This is a genomic window from Rhizobium sp. M10 (assembly GCF_002531955.1).
Lineage (GTDB): Bacteria > Pseudomonadota > Alphaproteobacteria > Rhizobiales > Rhizobiaceae > Rhizobium > Rhizobium etli_C.
Map to the genome: position 1 here is coordinate 199138 of NZ_NWTA01000012.1, position 22568 is coordinate 221705.

The following is a 22568-nucleotide window of genomic DNA, read 5'->3' on the forward strand; positions in this document are numbered from 1 at the left end:
CTGGAACGCCCTCCTTTCAGGCGAGCGCGAGCGCCATGCCGCCGCTACTCAATGCTACATTCGCCGTCACCGTCGATTCCGGCTTGACCGGGACTGCCTGTCGCCAGACACGGCCGCCGGGCGTCCTGAAAAACGCGACCACTCCGAGGAACGTGGCTTCCGGCGGGAACGCCACCGTCTTGGTGGCCGATCCGCCGGGAGAGACGGTCAATTGGTCGGAGCCGAGAAGGTCTGCCCCGAGTGCGGAAGCAGGGTCGGACTGGAGGGCGAAAATATCGGCAGAATTGAACTTCCCGACATCCTTGAGCCTGAGGACGAGCACGGTCACCGGGCGATCCCCGCCATCAGCGGCAAGATTCATCCCCGCCTGTCCTGTCGCCTTTACGGTCACGGTCGAGGATTTTGGCGGACCGCTCATGCAACCGGAAATCAAGCCTGTCGCACCGAGCATCATCAAGAAACCACGTCGGTTAAGCATCATTCTTTCTCCCTCTCTTCATAGCCGTCCCGGAAATCGCTGCCGATTTCGCCGAGGAAGCGCGTTGATGCGCTCCTGGCAATTTCGCGATAGCGTTTCTCGTAAAGTTCCCAGAGCTTTGCCCGTCGCCCGCCGGCAAGCAGCGCGTCCCAGGCCGATTGAGACTTCAATTCGCTTTCCAGCGCCGCCGGATCGAAGCGCTCCACCATCCTTGCCAGCGCGGCCTGGACGCCGCGCCAGGTGCGCACGTGATGGTGGGCGAGATCGCGGATGGAGCCGTTGATCGCCGCTTCGGGCGGCAGGAAGCCGACATTGCGTTGCGTGAGGAACGTCGCGATGACGTCGTCGACGGTCGGCATGAATTTGAGAGGGTTGACCTCGGAGGCCCCGACAACAGTTTGTGCGATCCGGGCCTCGCCCTTTTCTTCGGCCCGCTTGCGCAGGAGATGGATCAACCCTTCCAGCATCATCCGGTACTCCCGGCCAAAATTCTCCATTTGGACGACGGGATCGGCAGACGGAAACTCCTCGCCACGGAAGCCCAATCCGCGCAGAAAGGCGTCGCGCAGGTCGGTCTCGATCGGCGCTGTCTTCTGCTGCCTCGGCTCCGTCTGTGGTTCCGGATTGGCTTGCGGCCCGACTTGTGGTGTGGCGAGCTCCGGAGCCGGCGGCTCTGCAGCCGTGCCCGTCGTAAAAAGATCCCAGGCCCGATTGTCCTGCCGCTGGGCCGGTAGCGGGTCGAGGCTGAACGGATCGTCGAACAGGGGCGCGCTTTTTTTCGGCTCCTGTCGGTCGGGATCGGCAAACGGCGCCGCAGCGGGGTGTTCGAACGGGTCAGGCAATCCGGCGGGTCGCCGGGGGGATTCAACCCGCTCGATGCGTTCCGAGAAGAAAGAATCCCCTTCGAAGCCGATCGGCGGCGGCGATGTCGTTTGTTCAGACGGGCGCTCTGCCTGCATGCTTTGCAGCTCGACACGGACGACATAATTGCCGAGCTGCAGCCGGGCGCCGTCATGCAACGGGGCGGAATTTCCCGCTCCAAGTGGTGCGCGCGCCCCGTCTACGAAGAGGCCGCCGCTTGACGTATCCGTCACCTGATATCGACCGTGAACGCAAGCAATGGTGCAATGGGCACGGGAAACATACATGTCCGGATCGTCGATCCGCCAGTCGGCGTCTGCGCTACGACCGATGACGAGCTCGCCCTCGACGAGCCGCATCTGGCGCACGGCCTGGGGCCTGGGGGACTGTTCGAGGGTAAGGATCAAGGCCATGCGGTGGCCTCCGCAATCTCAGGACGAAAACCAACGAGGGTGCGCATGCACAAATCGGCTGCGTCGCCTCGATCCTGTTTCGGAGCGAGCCAAGCGATATGCCCGAGCCGCGCTTGTCCCAGCTTGGCTGCGGGAACCTCGTCTCGTTTGAGCACGAGCCTGACATCCACATCGAGCCCGTTTCCCATCAGATCGCGGATTGCCGTTTGCAAGGTTGCGCGACGCTCGCTGCCAGGCAGAAAGGCTGCGTAATCTCCAAGCGTCAACGGTCCGACGGAAAGTTCGATCCGTTGCTGTCGCTGGAATGTTCTCGGCCCGATCGTGGCGCTTCTGGCAAGCTGTGCGTGGGCGCCGGCAAGGCGGGACTGGATCCTTAGCGGTATGTCCATCCAGACACCGACAAATTCGCGAAGCTTGAAAGGAACCTTGAAATGATCGCCAAGAAACTGCGTGAGCCTCTCAGGCCCGTCGACTTGATGGGCAAGGGCTGCGGCGTGAGCAAGCTTCGTCAGGTCGATCGCGGTCGGCTGACGCTCAGCCCTGCCGCGCAGGCCGATTCCTGCCATGGCCGCCGCCATGGCACGAATGCGACCGCCCTCGGCGCGCTCGATCTGGACGGCCGGGTGCGCATCCGCCCACGCCCGGTAGAAGAGTGCGATCATGCGATGTTGAAGCACATTGACGAAGTCGACGAACGTGGTGTCGCTGACCTCGCGCATGTCGGCACCGGCAAACCATCGCTGCGACAGGCGATCCAGCACCCAGCGCGTCAGATAAAGCGGCATCGGACCTTCGGGACCGAGCAAGCCGATCGTCGCCACCGTTACCCGGGCGGGCGCTGTTTCGGTGGAAGGCTCGAGCCTTGCGATGTCCTGCACGGCAAAACCAAGCCGTATGTGCTGTCCGAGCCGGGCCGGTTCCCGCTGCGGCGGGCCTGCCTGACCGAAGATCATGTCCGTATTCTCGAGCCGCCGCAGGAGCTCAAAAAAGTCGAACTGCTCGGCAGATCCGACGACTTCATTCTTCAGATCAGGAAGCGGTTGCCCGGCGTTATCGGCCATAGCACATCCTCCTGTTTCTGCAGGATCCGCGCTCTTGTGCGCACGAATCCGTTAATCGCCGCGTAGCGTGCAAAGAGCCTCGAGAGCAGCGCCGTAAGCAACAAGCTGCTATGCCCGGCAAGCACCGACTGGTCGACATGGAGCGTGATGTCGCTGCCGCGGGCAAAGCACATCGGCCCAGCGATCGGCAGGCGCTCGATGAGAGGCCGGGCCTCGACTCGCGCAATGGCGCGTACATGGCGCGAGAGGCTTGGATCTCCCCGCTGTGCATAAAGATCGAGCAGGGCGTGAAGAGGGTCGACCCCGCGGCCTTCCTCCGCCAGGCTGAGAAAATTCAGCGACAATTGCGCGATAAAGCGCCAGGCGAGCTCATCGGCTCTTGAGGCTTCGACGGCGCCGGCCGGAAGCGTTGCCGGAATGGCAGGCCAGGGCTGGCGTAGCGCGCCAAGCAATTGCACGGTCTCGACAGGATCGCCGCTTTCGAGCGTAAGGGAGGGCGTGTCGTCCAGTATCGGCAAGTCCCGGTTGGTGCAAAGGGCCGTCACCTCAATTCGCTTGAGCGGTCGCCCCGCTTTCGACTGTGCCGGGCGTGAGAGCGAGATGAAGACGTCGTCTCCGACATAGGATGTGCGGGTTTGTCCCTGACGAAGCTCGTCCTCGCTCGGCCGCCGTGGGCGACGTTCTGTAAAATAGACCCAACCGTTTGTTCGGTTTTGACCGAGACTGAAAAGAGCTGGTATCTCGGCGTCGGAGCCTTCGCCATCGGCGTCTTCCACACGCACCGCGCGATAGATTTCGAAATCGCGCGGCCGCGTTCGATCGGCGTGGAGGACCTGCCGGGTCCGCCGCGGATCGAACTCGATGACGCTGCAGGAGCGCTCGAACAGGTTGATGATCGGCGTTGCGAAAAGCTCCAGATCCTTGGCCGTGAGGCCGGCAAGCTCCGGAACGGGCCGACGAAGCAGGAAAACCAGTTCCAGCCTCTCGCCGCATTGGCGAACGACCGGCCGCATCCCCGTCACACGCGCATAGTGAAACCGCTCGGGGGCGATAAAATATTCGCGCAAAAGGCGGTAGCCCTCAAAGGTTTCGCGCGTGCGAGGCATGAGCGCCTCGTCGTCAGATATGCCGACCATCTCGGGCGCGGGCAGTGGCTTCAGGGGGTTGTCGCGCCCCTCCGGGCGCGCCCCAACGCCAGCGCAGGCGCCAAATAGCGTATCGAAGAGCAATGGCGCCTTGCTCTTCTCACTGAAATAAAAGTCCAGGCGATCGAGCGTCAAGTCGGCGAGCTTGCCCCTGCCGGTTCGATTGATGGTGATGCTCAACCCGGACGCGCCGGCAACCCCGTCAATGGCGCCGATCCCCGCCGCCGCAAGTGCGCTTCGGTCCTGTATGTAGGTCACGGACCTGATTGTAAGCGGCCAGAGCGTCACGTCCTGGACCGTGGTGAAGATGGATCTTGTCGAAATTCCAGGCCTCACGCTGGAAACGAGCCGCGTTCCCCGCTTCAAAAGGTGACCGGCAAACATGGTTTGAACTTGCTGGCCGGGCTTCAGCAAGGCCATGGCCGTTGCCGGTGCCGGCGAGACGAGGTCGGGATAGAAGTTTTCAAGCACGCTGCGGACATAGCGCGTGCTTTCTGCGTCCACCTTCTGGCGGGTGCGGGCTGCCAGAAACGCGACGCCGTCAAGAAGCCGTTCGACAAAGGGGTCCGGACACGGAATGGTATCCAGAGAAAGATTGCGCGCGATCGAGGGGTGCATATGGGCAAACTCGGCGGCAAGCGCGCGAATATGGCTGAGTTCCTCCTCATAATATTCAAGGAAGACCCGATCCATTTCAGGTGTCCTTCAACTCGGTTCTCGCCGAGCCGTTGTCGAGATCGAGAATGGTGCGGATGCGTAGCCGTTCTGGCGCGGGCGTCGTCAGGAGAAGCGCGTCAATATCGATCCTCAGGCCAATCGACTTGTCGCCAAGGCTGACGGTCACCTTTGTTGCGCCTTCTTTGAGCCGGGGCTCGAATGCCGCAAGCACTTGTGCGATTTCCTTGGCGAGTTCCTCACGGTCGAAATCACGCGATGAGCGGCCCGAAAATGGCGGCACGCCGTAATTGACTACACTGCGGCGCACCAGCGGAAAATCTTCAAGCGAGGGAGGGTTCTCGCCCACCAGGTCGGCCTCCGCATCGGTCAAAAGGGGCGAGGATTCGAAACGTTGCACATTGAAAAGCGCCTCGATGTCGCGTCGCACCGCTTCACGAAGCACATCGCTCGAAACGACCACGCCGCGACTTTCCAGTTCCAGACGACGACGTTCCAGGGAAAGCAGACGATGGATGTTCTTCTTCTGCTCGAAACTGAGATCCGTCGCCGACTCTATTTGCCCGACGCCGCCGGCCACCATCGCGTCCAGCCGCTCTGCGTCTATCTCGCTTTGCAACATCTGCCGGAGATCTTTGATCTCGGAGCCGAGCCCCGGCAAATCATTGACCAGGCGATCCCACAAGGATGGCTGGATCGTTTCGCGGGTTGCGCGCTGGTGCCCGCCAAGCGGTCTCAACTCTCTTCCAACTTCTTTTCGCCAGCCGTCACTTGCCGACATAGACATCCATTTCGACCTCGTCCTTGTCGTCATAGTTGAACGTGATGTTCTTGTAGGCGAAGCCGACGCGCTCCTCGATGAGATCGGGTTCGTCCTCACTTGGCTTCATATTGTACTGGGTGACCGAAGCCTCCTTCAGCGTAACGACCAGATAATCGCTCGTCTCGCCTTCGATCGTTCTGCGCGCGGAGAACTTGACCTCGCCGAGAAGCGTGTTGGCGAACAGCGCCTTCTTCAGATAGGGCGAGGATTTGTCATAGTGCTTGATGAAATTGATCATGCCCAGACTGACACGGCCCCGTCGCGAGAGCGAATTGGGATCGTAGGGGGCGACCATTTCAAACTCCACGCCGTGGATTTCGATCTCGTCTTCGTGGCCATCGCGAACGCTCGGTCCCGTGATATCCGGCACCTTGAGAAAACCGTCAATTTTCATGAATAACCTCCCTTGTGAATTCAGCTCTTCGTCGACGGCAGCTCCGATACGAGACGCAGTGACGCATTGATGCCTTCCAACTGATAATGGGGGCGCAGATAAAACCGGGCATTGTACCATCCCGGGCGGCCTTCGACGCTGTCGACCTGAACCTCGGCCGCAGCCAGCGGCCGTTTGGCGCGGGCCTTGTCGTCGGCAAAGGCAGGGTTGGCAAGAACGTAGCGATTGATCCACTCCGTCAGCCAGATCTGCATGTCGGACCGCTCCTTGAACGAACCGATCTTGTCGCGGGCGATTGCCTTCAGGTAATGGGCGAAACGCGAAACCGGGAAAAGATACGGCAGATTTGCGCTCAGGCGCTCATTGGCCTGTGCATCCGGATCGACCAGGCGCCCGGCGCGCGTCTCGTCATCCTGTAGCGAGTGCGCACCGATGAAGGCTGCGATGTCTGTATTCTTGCGATGCAGGATCGGCATGAGCCCAAGCTTGGCAAGCTCTGCCTCGCGGCGATCGTCGATGGCGACCTCCGTCGGGCATTTCATCGCGACGGTACCATCGTCAGTCGGGAAATTGTGGACTGGAAGATTGATGACCGCTCCGCCGTTCTCGACGCCGCGAATTTGCGTGCCCCAGCCAAACAGCTTGTGGCTTCGATTGATATTGACCCCCATCGGGAAGGCGGCATTCATCCATACGTAGCGATGATGATCGCCCTGGACATCCTCCTCGAAGGCGAAGCTCTTTACCGGAATGGTTTCCGCGCCGTAGGGCAGGCGCGCAAGGACCCGGGGCATCGTCAGACCGATGTAACGCGCATCCTCGCTCTCTCGCAGCGACTGCCAGGACGCGTAGGCGGGCGACGAGACAATCTGTTGCAGATCCTGGGGGTTGGGCAGTTCCTGCCAGCTTTCCATGCGAAAGAGTCGCGGGGCGGCGGCTGCAATGAAGGGCGTGTGCGCCGACGCGCAGATGCCGGACATGTTGCGAAGGAGAGCGACGTCCTTCGGGTGGTTGGAGAACTCGTAGGCACCGATCAGGCAGCCGTACGGGCTGCCGCCAAGCATGGAATATTCGTCCGTATAGACTTTCTTGAATATGGGACTTTGGTCCCACATCTGGCCCTCATAGTCTTCGAGCGTGTCGGCCAGGGCTTCTTTTGAAATATTCATGACGCGGATCTTCAGCTTCTGATCCGTCTCGGTATTGTTGACCAGATACCACAAACCGCGCCATGTTCCCTCGAGCTGCAGCACTTCGGGCGCATGGAGAACCTCGTTGACCTGCTCGGTCAGAAGCTTGTCGATGCCGGAGATCAGGGATTTGATCGACTTGATCGCATTCGAGGAAATTGTCGTCGACTGCGAGCGCGCGCGCGCTGCAAGCGCGAGATTCTGCACCAGGGTTTGCAGCTTGTCGCTGTCATCCTTCTTGACCTTGAAGTCCTTTTCAAGAAGGTCGCTGAATTCCTGAAGATCGACGCCTTCGGCTTCCTTGACGTCGACAGCGGCGGTTCTTTCCTGCTCGGCCATGTTCAGCCCTCCGACTTGCTGCCATCATCAATCGCCTGGTCGGCGATTTTTGCCAAAAGGGGCTCGTTGTTCAAAAGCTGGGCGATACGCTTTTCGGCGTCGACGCGGCCATCCATGAAGCCCAGCAATTCCTCAAGCTGGCGGCGCATCTTCAACAGTTCGGCGAGCTGCGGAACCTGTTCGGCGATCCGGTCCGGAGCGAAGTCACCCATGCTCGTAAAGGTCAGGTCGACGGCAAGTTCCTCGTCACGCTCTTCGCCGGGCGGTTGGGGAAGCGTGTTCTTGATCCGCGCCTTGACCCGCGGGCTCAGTGCCTCCATGAAGCGCCCGAACCGGTTAGCGTCGGTTTCGACAAAGGTCCGGTCCCGCACGGATTTGAGTGCCTCTGGCGTTTGGGACGCACCGGCAAGATCTGCCATCACCCCCATCACGAAAGGCAGTTCGATCGTGGTCGGGCTGCCATATGTTTCCACTTCATAGGCGATCTGGACGCGAGGCGCCCTGTTGCGTTCGATTACCTTCGCCTTAGTTTCGCTCATTGGTGGTCACCTTTTGTCCCAGGGGCAGGTTTCTTGCTTTCCGAAACGCCGGCCAGAAGCCGGAATTCTTTCAGCCCGGAAGGAGCAAGGTCCTCCATGAGCTCGAGAAAATCCATTGGCACCATTCGCTTGATCCTGCGGGCCAGATGGGGAATGGGGCTTGATGGCTCCGTACGGTCGTAAAAAGCGATGATGAGGTCGATGCAGCGCGTGACTTCGTCTCGCGAGCTCAGGCGGGAGGGGAAGACTGTTGCCGGTTGGTTCGGTGCCTGGTCTGCCGCAGCGCTGGTGGCAGCCGACGCAGGTTCGTCGCCGGCAGTGTCCTCTTTCTGACTCTCCTGTTGCGCATTAAGCTTGGTACGCTCCAGGGTCGCCGCCACGCGCTGCAGAAACCGGCTCAGATCCGGCAGGGTAACGCGCAAGTCGCCGCCGATCTGCAGGTTGAGCGACTGTTCGGCCGCCTCCAGTGCTGCGACGGCAGCCCGTGCATCGGCGGCCAGCGCCGCGGCGTCATCAGCGGCCTGTTCGCCAAATGCCGCGCACCCGAACCGCACGCGATTGACCAATTGCTCATGTTCGCTGACGAGCGAGGCCTTTTCGGCCGCACTCAAACCCGGCGCCGCTTCGTTCAGGACGGTGCGGCTGTCGATCGCCCCCTGCTCCAGATCGCGTCCTGTCACCGGGCCAGCGCCACGAGCCGTAAAGAACGTCATTTTGCGCAGATCGCCGAGCAGGCCATCCTTGTCATTTTGAAGCTGGATCAGTGCGTTGATGCGACGAAGAGCGGCTTCGCGTGGAGGCAGGCCGTCGCGAAGCTCCGGATGCATTGTCTGCCAGTGCATGTCGAAGGTTTGGCCGATCAGCCTCAACCCCTCGGCGAGGCCGGCCAGTCCCCGCTCATTTGCAAGGGCACGCGTTACAATCACGAGCAGCCTGAGATCGCGCCCGTGCGTCCGCAGCTCCTCTGACTTGCGAAGCACGGTTGACCAGTCGACCGGCACTTCCGTTCGTGCGACGGGGTTGTTGCGTTCGTCGCGGCTGATTTCGATCTGGGGCTGTACGAGGCGTTCGAGCTCGTGGAATCGTCCGTCGTTCCGTAGGCTTTCGCCGGACGGGTTGTCACCGTTTATCGGATTCAACCAGAGCGCAGAGTCGAACAACAGATCCCCCGCTTTACCGAATATTCTTCTCGCGATCCTGTTTTAGCATAAATTTTCGCTCTGTACTAATGCCACTTATCGATGAGCGGCATTAATTCCGAGTGTCGATCAATCGGGTCGTCGTCGATAGGATCGAAACCTTCCCGCCGGCAATAACCGTATGTAAATCCTCGGCAAAGGACTTCGTGGATTCGGTCGTGGGGCGTAGCTGAGAGAATAGAGGGCGGTCGGTCTGCATCGCGATTATCAGGCTTCTGCCGAATGTATTGTCGACCGCGAAGGAAAGCTTTGCGGGATCGGTCGCTCCATCTGCGGTGGAGTAGGCGACACGGATGGTACGCATGCCATTGGACACCGTCCCGAGACCGGAAAGCGCGTTGTCCGGCCGCTTGATGTTGGGAAGAACGTTGAACAGATTGCCGGTGACATCGGCGATCGCGACCCAGAGATAACCCTCCGTGATCGTGGCCGGAGCCAGCACATCGATGACCGGATTGTCGCCGACCGAGTAGATGCCGGACATGTTCGGTTCGGACTTGTCACCATAACCGAGCACGATCGTTATCGGCCCTTGCGGCACCTCGGGCAACAATGACTGGACGACACACAACTGATTGTTGAGCACTGTCGTATCAAATCGCAGATCGCGATCACCTAGCCGCGGTGCCAGCGCTTGCCGGAGCGCTTCGATATCGCCGCTCTCCGCAACGTTTCCTCGAATGGCGACCGTCGAGCCAAGAGGAAAGTTTCCCCCTTCCGGTGGCTGAACGACAAGCGGACCGCAGGTCTCCAACGGTGCGATGGTCGATCTCAGCTGGTCGGTCGTCAGGCTTCTCGGTCCTGCGGCAATCCGCACGACAGCTTGATAGCCGGCGGCCTTGCTCGCCTCGCTGAACCGGTTGACGACAGTGTCACGTGCTGTCTTGTCGGGTGCAAGGCCGGTCAGGCGGACGGTGCGGTCCGAGACATCGAGCTTCCACTCGTCGAGCCCGTCGGCGGCGGCGAAAAAACCGTCGATGTCCTGTGCCCAGCGCTCGGAAGGTTCCCCTTTCGCAAGTGCAAGCGCATCCGTGGGTGCTGGCTGCCCGGCTGTGCGCGTAAAACCCGCCAATATCGCCTGTTGCTGGTCGGCATCGGGAGCAAAGCCGGACAAGGTCGCCTGGTGTTGCCCGTCGAGCCCGGCGCTGAGTTTATAGGGTGCCTGGATCGGGAGGCTTTTCACAAACAGGCTGTCGCCAAAGCCGGCAAACCAAAGTCCCGCGATAGCCGCGACGACAGCAATGGCTAAGATCGCCGGCCAGTGCCGCCTGCCTGGACTGGCGCCGCTCCCACCGCCCTTCTGGCCGCTGCGATCGGTCCGCAACATCTCCCCCACCTGCTTGACGACGGCCGCAGCCGTTGGCGGGCGTCGCGATGGGTCGGGTTGGGTGAGATCGTCGATCAACGCCTTGAGCGGCTCCGGAACGCCCGTTGTGTCCAGCCGGCGCTCCTTGTAGCGGACAACCTCCCCGGGACTCGTTCCGACGTTGGGAATTTTTCCCCGAAAGGTCGCAAGCAAGGATGCGCCGAGGGCGTAAAGGTCTGATCGCGGCTCGGCCTGCCCGTGCAATTGTTCGGGCGCTGCATATTCATATTTTCCGGCAAACTCTTTGCCGACGATTGTGCGTGCGCCCGTCTTGCTGTCCTTGGCAATGCCGAAGTCGATGATGACGGCTTCCTCCGGCCGGCCGCTGCGCAAGATGATGTTGTCGGGCGACAGATCGCGATGGACGATCTTGCGTTCGTGTGTCGCAACCAGGCCCTCCGCCACTCTTTGGGCCACGACCAGCAGGTCTCTGGAAGAAATCCCGCCGCGCTCGAGATAGTCGTTGAGTGGCGTACCTGCGACGTAATCCATGACCAGATAGACGTAACCCTCGGCTGTCTGGCTGCAGTCGGTATAACGCACGACCGCGTCATGCGAGATGCCGCGCATCTCCTCTTCCCGCTTCATCAATTCCAGATAGCCGGCATCGGCGGACAGCTCCCGCTTGAGTGCCTTGAGCGCCACGACACGGCCGGTGATCTTGTTGCTGGCGCGGTAGACTTCGCCCGTTCCGCCGCGGCCGAGCACACCCTCGATCTCGTAGGTATTGTTGAGGACCTGGTTCTTGCGAAAGATGTCACCGGGCAATGGGTCAATCATCTGCTAACTCCAAACCACGCGGTCACTATTCATCAAAGACATGCGGTTCGAATATTTGTCAAGAACACTATAATATGGCAGTTTGCCATTGAGATTGAAGACTAGGCTCGTTCATTCGAGAGCACCTGGCAGGAGCCGACCGGCATGCAGCAGAACGTGTCTTCTCACAGCTTCAAACGCAAAGAACTTATCGGCAAGCTCGATCCGATATGTCTGCGTGCATTCAAGGCGGCAGCCGACGCCGCCAAGCTTCGGGGCAATCCCTATGTCGAACTCGTGCATTGGATCGAGCAGCTGGCGCTCGTCGACCGCGCGGATTTCCAACTGATCCTTGCCGACGCTGGCGTGGACCTCGGGCGTCTTGCAGCCGACATGGCGCGGTCGATCGACAAGCTGCCCTATGGCGCGACGTCCATTGAAGAGTTTTCAGACCACATATTTCACGCTGTCCAGGAGGCCTGGAGTCTCGGAAGTCTTCAGTTCGGCTCAGAAGAGGTGCGCGGCGCTTACGTCCTTCTGGCCTGTAGAAAGGTACCGGTGCTTGATGGCTTGCTGTTGAAGATCAGCGGTGAGTTCGACCGGATCGACGCCGATTCCGTCCTTGCTCGCCTGGACGACGTACTCTCGCAATCGCTTGAAAATAAAGGCAGGCGCGAAGCTGGACAAGCGCCGCGAAAGGAACGACCGGCTGGCGGCGATTCCGCATTGGCCAAATATGCGACTGATCTGACCAGGCGGGCTCGAGAAGGCAAGATCGATCCGGTTGTGGGTCGCGACCCGGAAATTCGCCAGATCGTCGATATTCTCATGCGCCGACGGCAGAACAACCCGATCCTGACGGGCGAGGCCGGGGTCGGCAAGACCGCGGTCGTTGAAGGCTTTGCGCTTCGCCTTGCGGCAGAGGACGTGCCGCCGCCACTCAGAGGGGTGGCGCTCCACATGCTGGATGTTGGCTTGATGCAGGCCGGAGCGAGCGTCAAAGGCGAGTTCGAAAAACGCCTCAAGACGGTCATCGACGAGGTTCAGGCATCGGAGACGCCGATCATCCTCTTCATCGACGAAGCACATACGCTGATCGGAGCGGGCGGGGCTGCTGGAACGGGAGACGCCGCAAATCTTTTGAAGCCGGCATTGGCGCGCGGCGAACTTCGCACGATCGCCGCAACGACATGGGCGGAGTACAAACAGCACATCGAGAAAGACCCGGCGCTGACCCGGCGCTTCCAAGTGGTCAAGATTGAGGAACCCAGCGAAGAAAGCGCCGTTCTCATGCTGCGCGGCGTGGCGGGCATCCTCGAGAAACACCATCGGGTTCAGATCCTCGACGAGGCGATCGAAACGGCGGTCGGCCTTTCACATCGTTACATTCCGGCCCGTCAGTTGCCCGACAAGGCAGTCAGTTTGCTTGATACCGCTTGCGCGCGCGTGGCCGTATCACAGCACGCAACGCCGGCCGAGGTTGAAGATCTTCTGCGACGCAAACAGGCTCTCGAGATCGAGCAGGGGATCATCGGCCGCGAAAGGTCCATCGGCATTGAGGTTGCAGAGCGTCAAGCTAGAGTCGACAACGCCCTTGGCGCGGTGGAGACGGCCCTAGCCGAGGCGCAAGCCCGCTGGGAAAAGGAACGGTTGCTGGTGTCTGATGTTCTCGACCTGCGGGCCAGGCTGCGCAGCGAGGGAGTTCCCCTGGATGCGGCGTTGTCGCAACCGGGCGCTACCGCGCCCAATCCGACGGTCCCCGACGAAAATTCCTCAGCGACCCCGGAAGGCGAAAAGGAAGCCCCCGACGGAAATGCCGACCTTGTGCGCCTAAGGGCGATGACGCAGGAACTCGCCGAAATGCAGGGCGAAACGCCATTGATGCTCCTGTCGGTAGACCGCAACGCGGTCGCCTCGGTGGTTCAGGACTGGACAGGTATTCCCGTCGGGCGAATGCTCGCGGGCCAGACTGAAAGGGCGCTCAAGCTCGCCGGAATTCTGGGCGAACGCGTTGTCGGCCAGGACCTTGCCATGGAAGCGATCGCACGCCGCGTAAGGACCAGCCGCGCAGGACTAGGGTCGCCGGAAAAGCCGGTCGGCGTTTTCCTGCTTTGTGGACCGTCCGGTGTCGGCAAGACGGAAACGGCGCTTGCCCTTGCCGAGGCGTTGTACGGCGGCGAACAGAACCTGATCTCCATCAACATGTCGGAATTTCAGGAAGCCCATACGGTTTCGACCCTGAAGGGAGCACCCCCAGGCTATGTCGGCTATGGCAAGGGAGGAATTCTGACCGAGGCCGTTCGCCGCAGGCCCTATTCCGTCATTCTGCTCGATGAGGTCGAAAAAGCGCATCCCGATGTCCACGAGATTTTCTTTCAGGTCTTCGACAAGGGAATGATGGACGACAGCGAGGGTCGACGGATTGATTTTAGAAATACACTTATATTGCTGACCTCCAATGTCGGTTCGGATGTCATCATGAAGCTGACCGGCAACGGGCTCTCCCGAACGCCAGCCGAAGAACTCGAAGCTGCGTTGCGGACACCGTTGCTGCAGGTGTTCCCGGCCGCCTTCCTCGGGCGCGTCATCGTCGTGCCCTATTATCCCCTCTCGGATTCGATGATCGAAGCAATCACTCAGGCAAATTTTGCGAAGATCGCAGAGCGACTGCGGAAGAGCCATAACGCCGAACTGGTCATAGGTGAGGGCGTTATCGACTTGATCAAGGCGCGCTGCACCGAAGTGGAGTCGGGTGGTCGCATGATCGATGCGATCTTGACCAACACGCTTCTGCCGGCCCTCAGCACCGGCATATTGAACTGGGCGCTGGATGGTAAACGCTTGACGAAGGCGACGGTCGGGGCATCTGCGGAAGGCTTCAACTACGCCTTTGAATAGCGCTCAGATGGCATTTGCGGCAGCTGTGCGTCTTTAGCTGACTGCCTGGAATTCGACACGTCGGTTCTCGTCAGCTTTCGGCGTTTGTGGATCGAGCGGAAACTGCTCGCCAACGCCAACAGCCTCGAGCCGTTCACGAGGAATATGACAATCCTCTGTGAAGAAGCGCGCCACTTCCCTTGCACGCAGCGTCGAGAGATTCTGATTGTACCTCGCTCCGCCGGAGGCATCGGTGTGACCGACAATGCGAATGAGCTTGATATCCATTTCTTTCACCACACTGCAGAGCTTCTGCAGCATCGGCTTTTGCTCGGGTGCGATGGCAGAGGAATCGAAAGCAAACTGCACGCGGTAGTTAACCTGATCATCGTCAGGTAGCTTCCAGTATGTCTGCGGTGTTGTTATCGTCGCTGCTGCAGTTGTTGGTGAAGTCGCCGCCGGCCCCTGTCCGGAAGTCGGACTGGCCTCGACAGTCTCCTCTTTAGCCGGATTTGCCGAAGCGTCCGGATTGCTGCTCGCTTGAGTGGAGCCGATCTTGGCCGGCGTGGTCTCGGGCGTGGCGATCGGCACTGGCGTTGCCTCCGGCGCAGGCCCGGAATTGGTCAGCACGAGGCCGCGGGACGGCCCCAGCTTGGCGGCTTTGAACAATTCCATTTGCCTCTGGAAACGTTCCTTGAGCGCCGTCTCGTTCAGTTCCTGTGCACGCAATTCACTTTGTAACGTGAAGAATAAAGCGAGAGACACCAGCAGCTTCAAAGTCAGCAGGCGCTTCATTTTAGGTTCCTCTCGGCAAAAATGTTTCGCCTGGCCAAAAAATTACTATAGGATGTTCGTGGGTGCAACCGCTTCCGTGGCGGTCCTCACGGCGGAGCGAATGATGAGGTTCTTCCGGTCATGACCCCGGAGTATCCCGATAGCCCATCGACGCGGGTCCCGAGCTGGCCGGGCAGGCCGAAAGGGGCCGGGCTGAGCCACACCGGTCATGTTCGCAACCGCAACGAGGACGCGATACTCATAGATCCCACAGGCTTGCTTTGGGCCGTTGCCGACGGAATGGGCGGTTATGGCCACGGCGACGTCGCGGCAGGCCTGGTGATCGAGCATCTAGCCCTGCTTCCCCATGCGCCAATTTCGAGCGCCGATCTGGTGGGCGCGCTCGAGGCCGCCAATTCCGCCATTCGGCGATGGGCAACCTCGGCCGACGTGGCACAGATGGGTGCAACCGTGGTGGCTGCGCTTCTGCACGGCGGCACTATTTCGCTTGCATGGGCGGGCGATAGCCGGGCCTACCGCTGGCGGGATCGAGAATTACAACAGCTGACGCGTGATCATTCGGTCGTGCAGGAGCTTCTCGACGATGGGCGCCTTTCTCCCGCTGCGGCCTGGCAGCACCCGCAAGCGCATGTTGTAACACGCGCTATTGGAGCGTCCGATCATCTTGTCGTCGAAACCACCGAAGTTTCGTTTTGCCCGGGTGATGTCCTCATTCTTTGCTCTGACGGGCTAACCGACTGTGTGGCGGACGCCGAGATCGCTGCCCTTACGAATGCCGGTTCAACCCCGGCGGCGACCTGTCAGCGATTGATCGATGCTGCTCTCGGTAACGGTGCCCCGGACAACGTCTCAGTGATTGTCGTCCAGATTGATGGAGCTGCGATATCTTGAGGCCAATGAATGCCATCGCGGCCATCGTCATCGGCATGAGCATCATTCTCGCAGCCGTCATCTTTGCGTTTGTCGGAAACCTCTTGCAAGATACGGAGCGTGATCCGAATGCGGGCAAGATAGATCGGCTCACACAGCAACTTGCCCAGCAGGACAGTGAAATTCGGGGGCTGCGCTCTGAATTGAACACCCTCAAAGGACAGATGGCGGATGTCGGCGGCAGGGTGATGGAGTTGGAAAAAGCTCCACCTCCCGAGCCTGCTCAGACAGCCCCTGTCATCAATCCGCAAGCCATCCAACAGACAGAACCTTCCCCCCTCTTCACGGACCAGTTCGGCGGTATGGCACCGCGTGAGGAAGAAGGAAATCTGACTGAACCGATGCAACTGGCTAAGAAGCGTTTCAACGAGAATGTCATACGCCCGACCCCGGCCGTGTTGCGACAGATATTGGGCGAACCGAGAAGCACCTATTCAACCACCTGTGCACCGGTCACCAATCCCAAATTGTTGCATGCACTCGAAACCCGCGACGTCGGCGGTATTCGTCTGACCATGATCAGGCCAGCGCTCGATTCGCTTCAGCAGATCATGGCGCGCCTAAAAAAAGAAGAGCCCGACATCTATGCCGCAATCGGAACCGCGGGCGCGCTCTGTGCAAGGTATGTACGTGGGTCGGCGAAGTCGGTGTCCTCACATGCGTGGGGGGCGGCCGTAGACCTGACGCTCAAGAAGAACCTCGACAACATGGGCGATAACAGCACGCAATTCGGGCTTGTGGTGCTCGCGGAGTTCTTCAACGAGGCTGGCTGGTATTGGGGTGCGGGCTATAGCCGCGAAGATTCTATGCATTTCGAGGTAGGCGAGGCGCTGCTGCGAAAATGGGCGGCCGAGGGCAAGCTGTGAAGAGCGTTTTCGAACCGCCGGGTCCAGCCGCTATGCAGGGAGATGTGCTCGCCGCCCTGGCGCAGCCGCTGCTGGATCTTGCAAAACGGGCCGAAAGCGAAAAGAACCCGGATCCACGCGAGCTTGCGGCAATGGCACGGACCCTCGTCGCCGCGTTCGAAACGGAAGCACGGCGCAGGAAGGTCCCCCAGGACTGGCTCCTGGATGCGCGCGATGCCCTTGTTGCTTTGGTTGATGCGCGAGCGCGCAACAATCCGGCATTGTCAATCCGAAAGTGGGAGCGCGCGCTGGCCGCTGCTCTTCCAATTGGGGGCGTTATGGCGGCCGGCAGCCTCGCCGAACGCGCGCGGGCGGCAGCGAAGGCAGGGCCGGCGAGCCGGGATCTCGCCCGCTTCCTCGGTCACTGTAGCGACGCTGTCCAGGCGGCCCTTCTATCGGGCACACGGCATAAAACCCTCGCGGATCGCGGTCTTGCTGCTCTTGTGATCGGACTTTTCCTGGCAATTCTGGCGGTTTGGGCAGGATGGGCGGAATGGCGGTTTGGTGAGCGGCTTTTGTCGCAACTGCCCGATGTCGCACGTGTCGTAGAAGCCGGACGCATGGCAACACCGGCGGCGCGCGCAGCCCAACTCGATGCATTCCTTGCAGGAGTTCGACTTGTTGAGCAGGATGCGCAGCGTTCACCCCTTGGTCTCATTCATCGTTTAGGGATTTTCGATCCAGCAGAGGCCGCACGCCGGCGCTATGGCCAAGCCGTCGACGCCCTGGCCAGCGGCCCGCTTGCTGAAGCCCTTGGTGTTGCTCTCGCCACGGAAGGGGAGGCGACCGCACTTTACGATTCCTTACGCGCCTGGTCTATCTTGAAGGGCACATCGGACTGGCAACCGCGGTTCCTGGCGGGCTGGATCGAAGATCGAGCCCAGACATTTCCCGGACTTGCCGGCATGGCAATGCATGTCGCTGCCATGTCCGGACCTCCAACAGATCTTGAAGAGCCGGATCCCGAAGCAATTGCTCAAGCAAGACAGTTTGCTTCAGAGGGTTTTGCAAACGAGCGCGCCATGCTGGAACTCGCCCGGGCCGAGAAAACTGCGGGCCTGCCTGCCTGGTCTCTCGGGCAGGCAGCACCTGGTCTCGACAGGATATTGATCCGCAGGTCCGGACTGCCCATCGAGCAGGCCGTGCCCGGTCTTTACACTGAGGCAGGATGGGCCCACGCGCGCTCTGGTGCTGCAGAAGAGGCGATCGGGAAGGCGAAAGCCGAAACTGCCATCCTCTTACACGCCGGAGCCGAGACAAGCGCTGATGCAGTCATGGACCTCCTTCAGAAGCGCACGCTGGAGACGTGGTCTCAATACCTCGGCGATCTTCGTGTTCGGCCATTCACCGACCAACCGAGCGCGGTTATTGTCAGCGGTGTGCTAAGCGCCACCAACTCACCGCTCTCGGCCCTGATCCGTGAGGCATGGCGTCAGGCGGGGGGCACCGACCGCAGCCGCAGCCATGCGAACCAGCTTCGAATTGCCGCGACACTCGGACCTGCCATCCAATTCGTGGAGCAGGGTCGCATGTCGGAAATCTCGCGCCTCTTTGTGTCGCTGAATGTCGCGCTTGCTCTTCTCGACGGAAATTCCGAAATCGGTAAAAAGTCGCTGATGGATGCGCAGGAGCGTGCCAATTCTGTTGTCGCCCTGCAGCAAGCGCCGCTCCTCGTCGTACAAATGGTCGAAGACGTGATCTCGCAGACGGCATCTCCAAAGGCGGTAGAAAAGGCCGAAGATCCTGTCCCGACAGCAAAGCCGCTAGGGGCTTGGGGCGAGATCGCTATGGCTTGCCAGGCTGCTGTCGCGGGCCGTTATCCGTTCTTTGACGGGTCGGACGCGGATATGGCTGAAGTCGCGCGCATTTTCGCGCCCAAGGGTCTCGTGGAGACCTATTTCCGGACGCAACTGGCGCCTTTGATGGATATATCAACGACGCCGTGGCGCTGGAAACCGGGAGCACGGCTTTCTGGTTATGCGCCCGAGAGTGCAACGTTCTTTCAGAAAGCTTCCGCGATCGGCGACGCGCTCTTTCGTCAGGGAACCTCGCCGCATCTCCCTGTATCGCTGGAGGCACTTGCACAACGCGGTGCGGCTACCATCTCGATCGGCGGCGCACACGCGCCGGTTACCACATCAGGCGGGGCAGTGACCTTTAGCTGGCCGGGCGATCTGCCATCACGCGGCTTCGAAATCTCCTTCGATAGCGGTAGCGCGGTTGAGAAAAAAAGCACGCCCGGGCCGTGGGGTCTGCTGCGCTTTCTGGACGGGTCCCGCTTGCGGCCACGCGACGGCGGCCGGCGGTTTCTCATAGACGTGCGGGCAACCGGCGCACGCGCCTACCTGCAGATGTCGTTCGCCGAGCCTGCCAACCCCGTCTCCGTGCGCATTCTAATGCGGGAACTGACATGTCCATCGAGCCTCTGACGTCACCACGGATTTAGCGACGGAGGCACTTGTCTGACAAAGTCACGTATGCCTCTCCGGCGGGCGACATCCCTTTCGCACTTGACGGCAAATCAAAGTTACTTAATCTAAGCTCCGGCAGGACCCGCTGGGAGGAGGGGCCGGCATATCGCGATCTCTGTCGCACCATCTTCATCTCCCAAAGCCATGACTCCGGATCGTTCGCCGCCGATTTTTTCAACAGGGATAGACCATGCCTCTGACCATTGCCCAACGCCTCGATCGCCTCAAAGTCCGCATCGCCGAGTTGGCGCATTGGCGGGATCGGCAGAGTAGCCCGATCGACGGCTGGACCTTCGAGGGCGAGCCGATCGGCCATCAGCAGGATTGGCCGCATCGCCAGGGCGTCGTGCATTTCGCTGCAAGCGCCGAGGCGCCGGCGGGCTGGCCGCTCGAGGATATCCGCCTGCAGCTCGATCTCGGCGGCGAGAGCCTGATCACGCTGAGCTATCCGGATGGCCAGAGCGAGACATTCGGGCTCGATCCCTATCATCAGGAATTTCCGCTCAAGGGCCGCCGCTTTTCGATCGCGACGGAAAGCGTCGCGCGTTTTCCCTTCGGCGAACCGAACCGCGCGCCGAGACTGAACAAGGCCCGCTTCATCTGGCTCGACGGTCCGGCCCATCGCCTGCATCTTCTGTTGAAGCAGGTTTCTGAGGCGATCGAGGTGCTTGGTGATCATGAAGTCGTGCCGCATCTGGTCGATGCCGCCGAGCACGCCTTGCGCAGCCTCGACTGGCCGTCGGATACCGCCGCTTACGTCTCCCGCACCGCCGATGCCGTGATGCAGCAGAAGATCTGGGAATTGCCGGAGCTTGAGGCGAACCCGGCGGGTCTCACCGACGAGCAGAGTGCTTCGGCGGCGTCCGCCTTCGAGGCCCTGACGACGCGGCTGAAGGAATTGCAGAAGCGCTATCCGCCGAATGGCGAATTGCTGCTGACCGGCCATGCGCATATCGACCTCGCCTGGCTCTGGCCCTATCGCGAGACGCGGCGGAAGATGCGGCGCACGTTCAACACGGCGCTGTCGCTGATGGAGCGCTCCGACGATTTCCGCTTCAACCAGTCGACCGCCCATTATTACGCGCAGATGGAAGAGGAGGATCCGGAACTTCTCGAGCGCATCAAGCAGAAGGTCGCGGAAGGAAAATGGGAAACCGTCGGCGGCATGTGGGTGGAGCCCGACACTAACATGCCGACCGGCGAAAGCCTCGTCCGCCAGGTTCTTTACGGCCAGCGCTATTTCGAAAAGACTTTCGGCTTCCGTCATACGGTGTGCTGGCTGCCGGATTGCTTCGGTTTCTCAGGCGCGCTGCCGCAGATCCTGAGGCAGGGCGGCATGGACAGCTTCTTCACCATCAAGGTCAATTGGAGCGAGACCAACCATATTCCCTCCGATCTTTTCTGGTGGAAGGGCCTCGACGGCAGCCAGGTGCTGACCCACACCTTCGACAATCCGATGCAGGGCTACAACGGCTTCGTGCAGGCCGATTGCTACGTGCCGACCTGGAAGAATTTCCGCGGCAAGGTGCAGCATCACTCCTCGCTTCTCGCCGTCGGCTATGGCGACGGCGGCGGCGGCGTCACGCCCGAAATGGTGGAGCGCGAAGTGCAGCTGCGCGATTTCCCCGCCATCCCGCAGGCGCGCTGGGGCACGGTCAAGGGCTTCTACGAGCAGGCGCACGGCACGGCACGGGAAAAGAATCTTCCCGTCTGGGACGGCGAAATCTATCTCGAATTGCACCGCGCCACGCTGACGTCGCAAAGCGGCGTCAAGCGCATGCACCGCCACGCCGAACGCGCGCTGATCACCGCCGAGACCCTGGCTTCGCTCGCGCATTTGCTGGGCGCCGACAGGCCCAAAAGCCTTGAAGCGGATTGGCGGGTGGTGCTGAAGAACGAGTTCCACGACATTCTGCCGGGCTCGAGCATCCGCGAGGTCTATCAGGATGCCGAGCAGGAGCTCGGCGGTGTCATCGACCATGCCAAGGCCGAACAGGCCAAGGCCTTGCAGGCACTGTCGGCCCATCTGCCGAAAGGTAGCGTCGGCGATGCGCTTGTCGTCGTCAATCCGTCGCTTGCGCCGCGGCCGCTGAGCGCCACGCTTGCCGACGGCACTGTCGTCTCGGCCGCCGATATCGTCGCCCCTCTGTCCGTTGCGGTCTTCGACCGGCAGGTGCTGAAGCCGGCGGGCGGGCTGAAGGCAGGTTCCGATCGCCTCGAAAACGATCATCTCGCGGTCGTCATCGGCAGGGACGGTGCGGTTGCGAGCCTCGTTCATAAGGCGAGCGGCCGCGAAGCGGTCGACGGCTCGGCAAACCAGCTCTGGGTCTATCCGGCCGACAAGCCGCGCAATTGGGACGCCTGGGATATCGATGCCGATTATGCCGAAAAGGCCGTCCGTCTCGAAGCGCCCGAAAGCATCTCGCTCGTCGAAAGCGGCCCGCACCGCGCGGCGATCCGTGTCGTTCACCGCTACCGCAATTCGAGCGTCACCCAGACCTATGTGCTCAGCGCCAATGCCAAGCGGCTCGACATTGAAACGACGATCGACTGGCATGACCGCCGCACCCTGCTGCGCACCCTCAACCCGGTCGATGTAAAGGCCCGCAAAGCAACATTCGAATGCGCCTTCGGCATCGTCGAGCGGGCGACACACACCAACACCTCCTGGGAACAGGCAATGTTCGAGGCCGTTGCCCATCGTTTCGTCGATATCAGCGAGCCGGGCTTCGGCGTGGCGCTGCTCAACAACGCCAAATACGGTCATAGCGCCCGCGGCAATGTGATCGGCATGAGCCTGGTGCGCGGACCGATCTATCCGGATCCGCTGGCCGACGAAGGCGAGCAGAGCTTCACCTATGCGCTGATGCCGCATGACGGCGCATGGCATGAGGGCGGCGTTCTCGACGAGGCAATCGATCTCAACCAGCCGCTCGTCACAGCGGAAGCTCAAGACCTGTCAGCCGGCACTTTCGCGCCGCTCGCTGTCGACGGCACTCCCGTTGCCTTCTCTGGCCTGAAGCCGGCGGAAGAGGGGGATGGCCTGATCCTGCGCCTCTATGAACCTGCCGGCCGGCGCGGCCGCCTCTCCCTTGCGCTGCCGTCCGGATGGTCGGCCTCGCAGCCGCTCAACATTCTCGAAGAGCCGATGGAGCGGAAAGGACCTGCCGAGATCATGCCGTTTGAGATCAGGACCTGGAAGCTGCAAAGGGCCTGAGACTGCTGTTGAAAGATGACGCCTGGAACAGGATGATTTTAGGCCCGGCCGGCCTAAAAGCCGAATCCTGTTCTAAATTAAAGAGTTAGAGCATGATGTCGTCCGAAAACCGCTCACACTTTTCGGCATCA

Annotated in this window: 16 protein-coding genes; 5 read left to right on the top strand and 11 right to left on the bottom strand. The window is 60.9% G+C overall.

The genetic code is table 11. From position 1 onward, the window contains the following. Positions 1-16 precede the first annotated feature (16 nt). The 10 genes from tssJ to CO671_RS20615 all read right to left on the bottom strand — a co-directional run bounded on the left by tssJ (position 17) and on the right by CO671_RS20615 (position 11263). Positions 17-478 carry a type VI secretion system lipoprotein TssJ gene (gene tssJ, locus CO671_RS20570; RefSeq protein ID WP_097581222.1) on the bottom strand — a complete coding sequence of 154 codons (462 nt, stop codon included), beginning with the start codon at positions 476-478 and terminating at the stop codon, positions 17-19. Continuing rightward, complete coding sequence (tagH, locus tag CO671_RS20575) at positions 478-1752, bottom strand: type VI secretion system-associated FHA domain protein TagH (RefSeq protein ID WP_097607464.1); 1275 nt, start codon at positions 1750-1752, stop codon at positions 478-480. The genes tssJ and tagH overlap by 1 nt, the downstream gene beginning before the upstream one ends. Further along, positions 1743-2813, bottom strand: coding sequence for a type VI secretion system baseplate subunit TssG (tssG, locus tag CO671_RS20580; protein WP_097607465.1), 1071 nt, complete (start codon positions 2811-2813; stop codon positions 1743-1745). Before tssG ends, tagH begins: the two co-directional genes overlap by 10 nt. Continuing rightward, the gene (gene tssF / locus CO671_RS20585; RefSeq protein WP_097607466.1) at positions 2777-4651 is read right to left on the bottom strand and encodes a type VI secretion system baseplate subunit TssF; all 1875 of its coding nucleotides are present in this window, start codon (positions 4649-4651) and stop codon (positions 2777-2779) included. The genes tssG and tssF overlap by 37 nt, the downstream gene beginning before the upstream one ends. A 1-nt stretch (position 4652) precedes the next feature. Further along, positions 4653-5414 carry a type VI secretion system baseplate subunit TssE gene (tssE, locus tag CO671_RS20590; RefSeq protein ID WP_097607467.1) on the bottom strand — a complete coding sequence of 254 codons (762 nt, stop codon included), beginning with the start codon at positions 5412-5414 and terminating at the stop codon, positions 4653-4655. Then, positions 5401-5850: a type VI secretion system tube protein TssD gene (gene tssD / locus CO671_RS20595; protein WP_097581189.1), complete on the bottom strand. Its 450-nt coding sequence runs from the start codon at positions 5848-5850 to the stop codon at positions 5401-5403. The genes tssE and tssD overlap by 14 nt, the downstream gene beginning before the upstream one ends. Positions 5851-5870: 20 nt before the next feature. Further along, positions 5871-7379 (bottom strand): type VI secretion system contractile sheath large subunit, encoded by a 1509-nt coding sequence (tssC, locus tag CO671_RS20600; protein WP_170965019.1) that lies wholly within the window; start codon positions 7377-7379, stop codon positions 5871-5873. Between the two features lie 2 nt (positions 7380-7381). Then, positions 7382-7918: a type VI secretion system contractile sheath small subunit gene (gene tssB, locus CO671_RS20605; protein WP_097607469.1), complete on the bottom strand. Its 537-nt coding sequence runs from the start codon at positions 7916-7918 to the stop codon at positions 7382-7384. Next, positions 7915-9078 carry a type VI secretion system protein TssA gene (gene tssA / locus CO671_RS20610; RefSeq protein ID WP_097607470.1) on the bottom strand — a complete coding sequence of 388 codons (1164 nt, stop codon included), beginning with the start codon at positions 9076-9078 and terminating at the stop codon, positions 7915-7917. The genes tssB and tssA overlap by 4 nt, the downstream gene beginning before the upstream one ends. 91 nt (positions 9079-9169) lie before the next feature. After that, entirely contained in the window at positions 9170-11263 is a 2094-nt protein-coding gene (locus CO671_RS20615) for a serine/threonine-protein kinase (protein ID WP_097607471.1), read from the bottom strand. Between the two features lie 144 nt (positions 11264-11407). Between CO671_RS20615 and tssH the strand changes: the two genes are divergently transcribed. Next, positions 11408-14140, top strand: coding sequence for a type VI secretion system ATPase TssH (gene tssH, locus CO671_RS20620; protein ID WP_097607472.1), 2733 nt, complete (start codon positions 11408-11410; stop codon positions 14138-14140). Positions 14141-14173: 33 nt separating this feature from the next. Here the strand turns inward: tssH and CO671_RS20625 are convergent, their stop codons facing one another. Continuing rightward, positions 14174-14914, bottom strand: a complete 741-nt coding sequence (locus CO671_RS20625) for an OmpA family protein (protein ID WP_097607473.1) — start codon at positions 14912-14914, stop codon at positions 14174-14176. Positions 14915-15034: 120 nt separating this feature from the next. On the opposite strand from CO671_RS20625, the gene CO671_RS20630 reads away from it, so the two are divergent. The 4 genes from CO671_RS20630 (at position 15035) to CO671_RS20645 (ending at position 22437) form a co-directional block, all read left to right on the top strand. Next, a complete protein-coding gene (locus tag CO671_RS20630) occupies positions 15035-15805 on the top strand; it encodes a SpoIIE family protein phosphatase (RefSeq protein WP_097607474.1) in 771 nt (256 codons plus the stop codon). A 5-nt stretch (positions 15806-15810) separates the two neighbouring features. Further along, the gene (locus tag CO671_RS20635) at positions 15811-16710 is read left to right on the top strand and encodes a M15 family metallopeptidase (protein WP_097607475.1); all 900 of its coding nucleotides are present in this window, start codon (positions 15811-15813) and stop codon (positions 16708-16710) included. Between the two features lie 32 nt (positions 16711-16742). Then, a complete protein-coding gene (locus CO671_RS20640) occupies positions 16743-19178 on the top strand; it encodes an ImcF-related family protein (protein WP_097607476.1) in 2436 nt (811 codons plus the stop codon). 232 nt (positions 19179-19410) lie between these two features. Beyond that, on the top strand, positions 19411-22437 hold the full coding sequence (locus CO671_RS20645; protein WP_097607477.1) for a glycoside hydrolase family 38 C-terminal domain-containing protein: 3027 nt from the start codon (positions 19411-19413) through the stop codon (positions 22435-22437). Positions 22438-22568: the final 131 nt, after the last annotated feature.

What these genes read in the sequence shown, in the direction of transcription:
- tssJ (WP_097581222.1), bottom strand. Translation starts at nt 478, where the DNA reads ATGCTTAACCGACGTGGTTTCTTGATGATGCTCGGTGCGACAGGCTTG.
- tagH (WP_097607464.1), bottom strand. Translation starts at nt 1,752, where the DNA reads ATGGCCTTGATCCTTACCCTCGAACAGTCCCCCAGGCCCCAGGCCGTG.
- tssG (WP_097607465.1), bottom strand. Translation starts at nt 2,813, where the DNA reads ATGGCCGATAACGCCGGGCAACCGCTTCCTGATCTGAAGAATGAAGTC.
- tssF (WP_097607466.1), bottom strand. Translation starts at nt 4,651, where the DNA reads ATGGATCGGGTCTTCCTTGAATATTATGAGGAGGAACTCAGCCATATT.
- tssE (WP_097607467.1), bottom strand. Translation starts at nt 5,414, where the DNA reads ATGTCGGCAAGTGACGGCTGGCGAAAAGAAGTTGGAAGAGAGTTGAGA.
- tssD (WP_097581189.1), bottom strand. Translation starts at nt 5,850, where the DNA reads ATGAAAATTGACGGTTTTCTCAAGGTGCCGGATATCACGGGACCGAGC.
- tssC (WP_170965019.1), bottom strand. Translation starts at nt 7,379, where the DNA reads ATGGCCGAGCAGGAAAGAACCGCCGCTGTCGACGTCAAGGAAGCCGAA.
- tssB (WP_097607469.1), bottom strand. Translation starts at nt 7,918, where the DNA reads ATGAGCGAAACTAAGGCGAAGGTAATCGAACGCAACAGGGCGCCTCGC.
- CO671_RS20615 (WP_097607471.1), bottom strand. Translation starts at nt 11,263, where the DNA reads ATGATTGACCCATTGCCCGGTGACATCTTTCGCAAGAACCAGGTCCTC.
- tssH (WP_097607472.1), top strand. Translation starts at nt 11,408, where the DNA reads ATGCAGCAGAACGTGTCTTCTCACAGCTTCAAACGCAAAGAACTTATC.
- CO671_RS20625 (WP_097607473.1), bottom strand. Translation starts at nt 14,914, where the DNA reads ATGAAGCGCCTGCTGACTTTGAAGCTGCTGGTGTCTCTCGCTTTATTC.
- CO671_RS20630 (WP_097607474.1), top strand. Translation starts at nt 15,035, where the DNA reads ATGACCCCGGAGTATCCCGATAGCCCATCGACGCGGGTCCCGAGCTGG.
- CO671_RS20635 (WP_097607475.1), top strand. Translation starts at nt 15,811, where the DNA reads ATGAATGCCATCGCGGCCATCGTCATCGGCATGAGCATCATTCTCGCA.
- CO671_RS20640 (WP_097607476.1), top strand. Translation starts at nt 16,743, where the DNA reads ATGCAGGGAGATGTGCTCGCCGCCCTGGCGCAGCCGCTGCTGGATCTT.
- CO671_RS20645 (WP_097607477.1), top strand. Translation starts at nt 19,411, where the DNA reads ATGCCTCTGACCATTGCCCAACGCCTCGATCGCCTCAAAGTCCGCATC.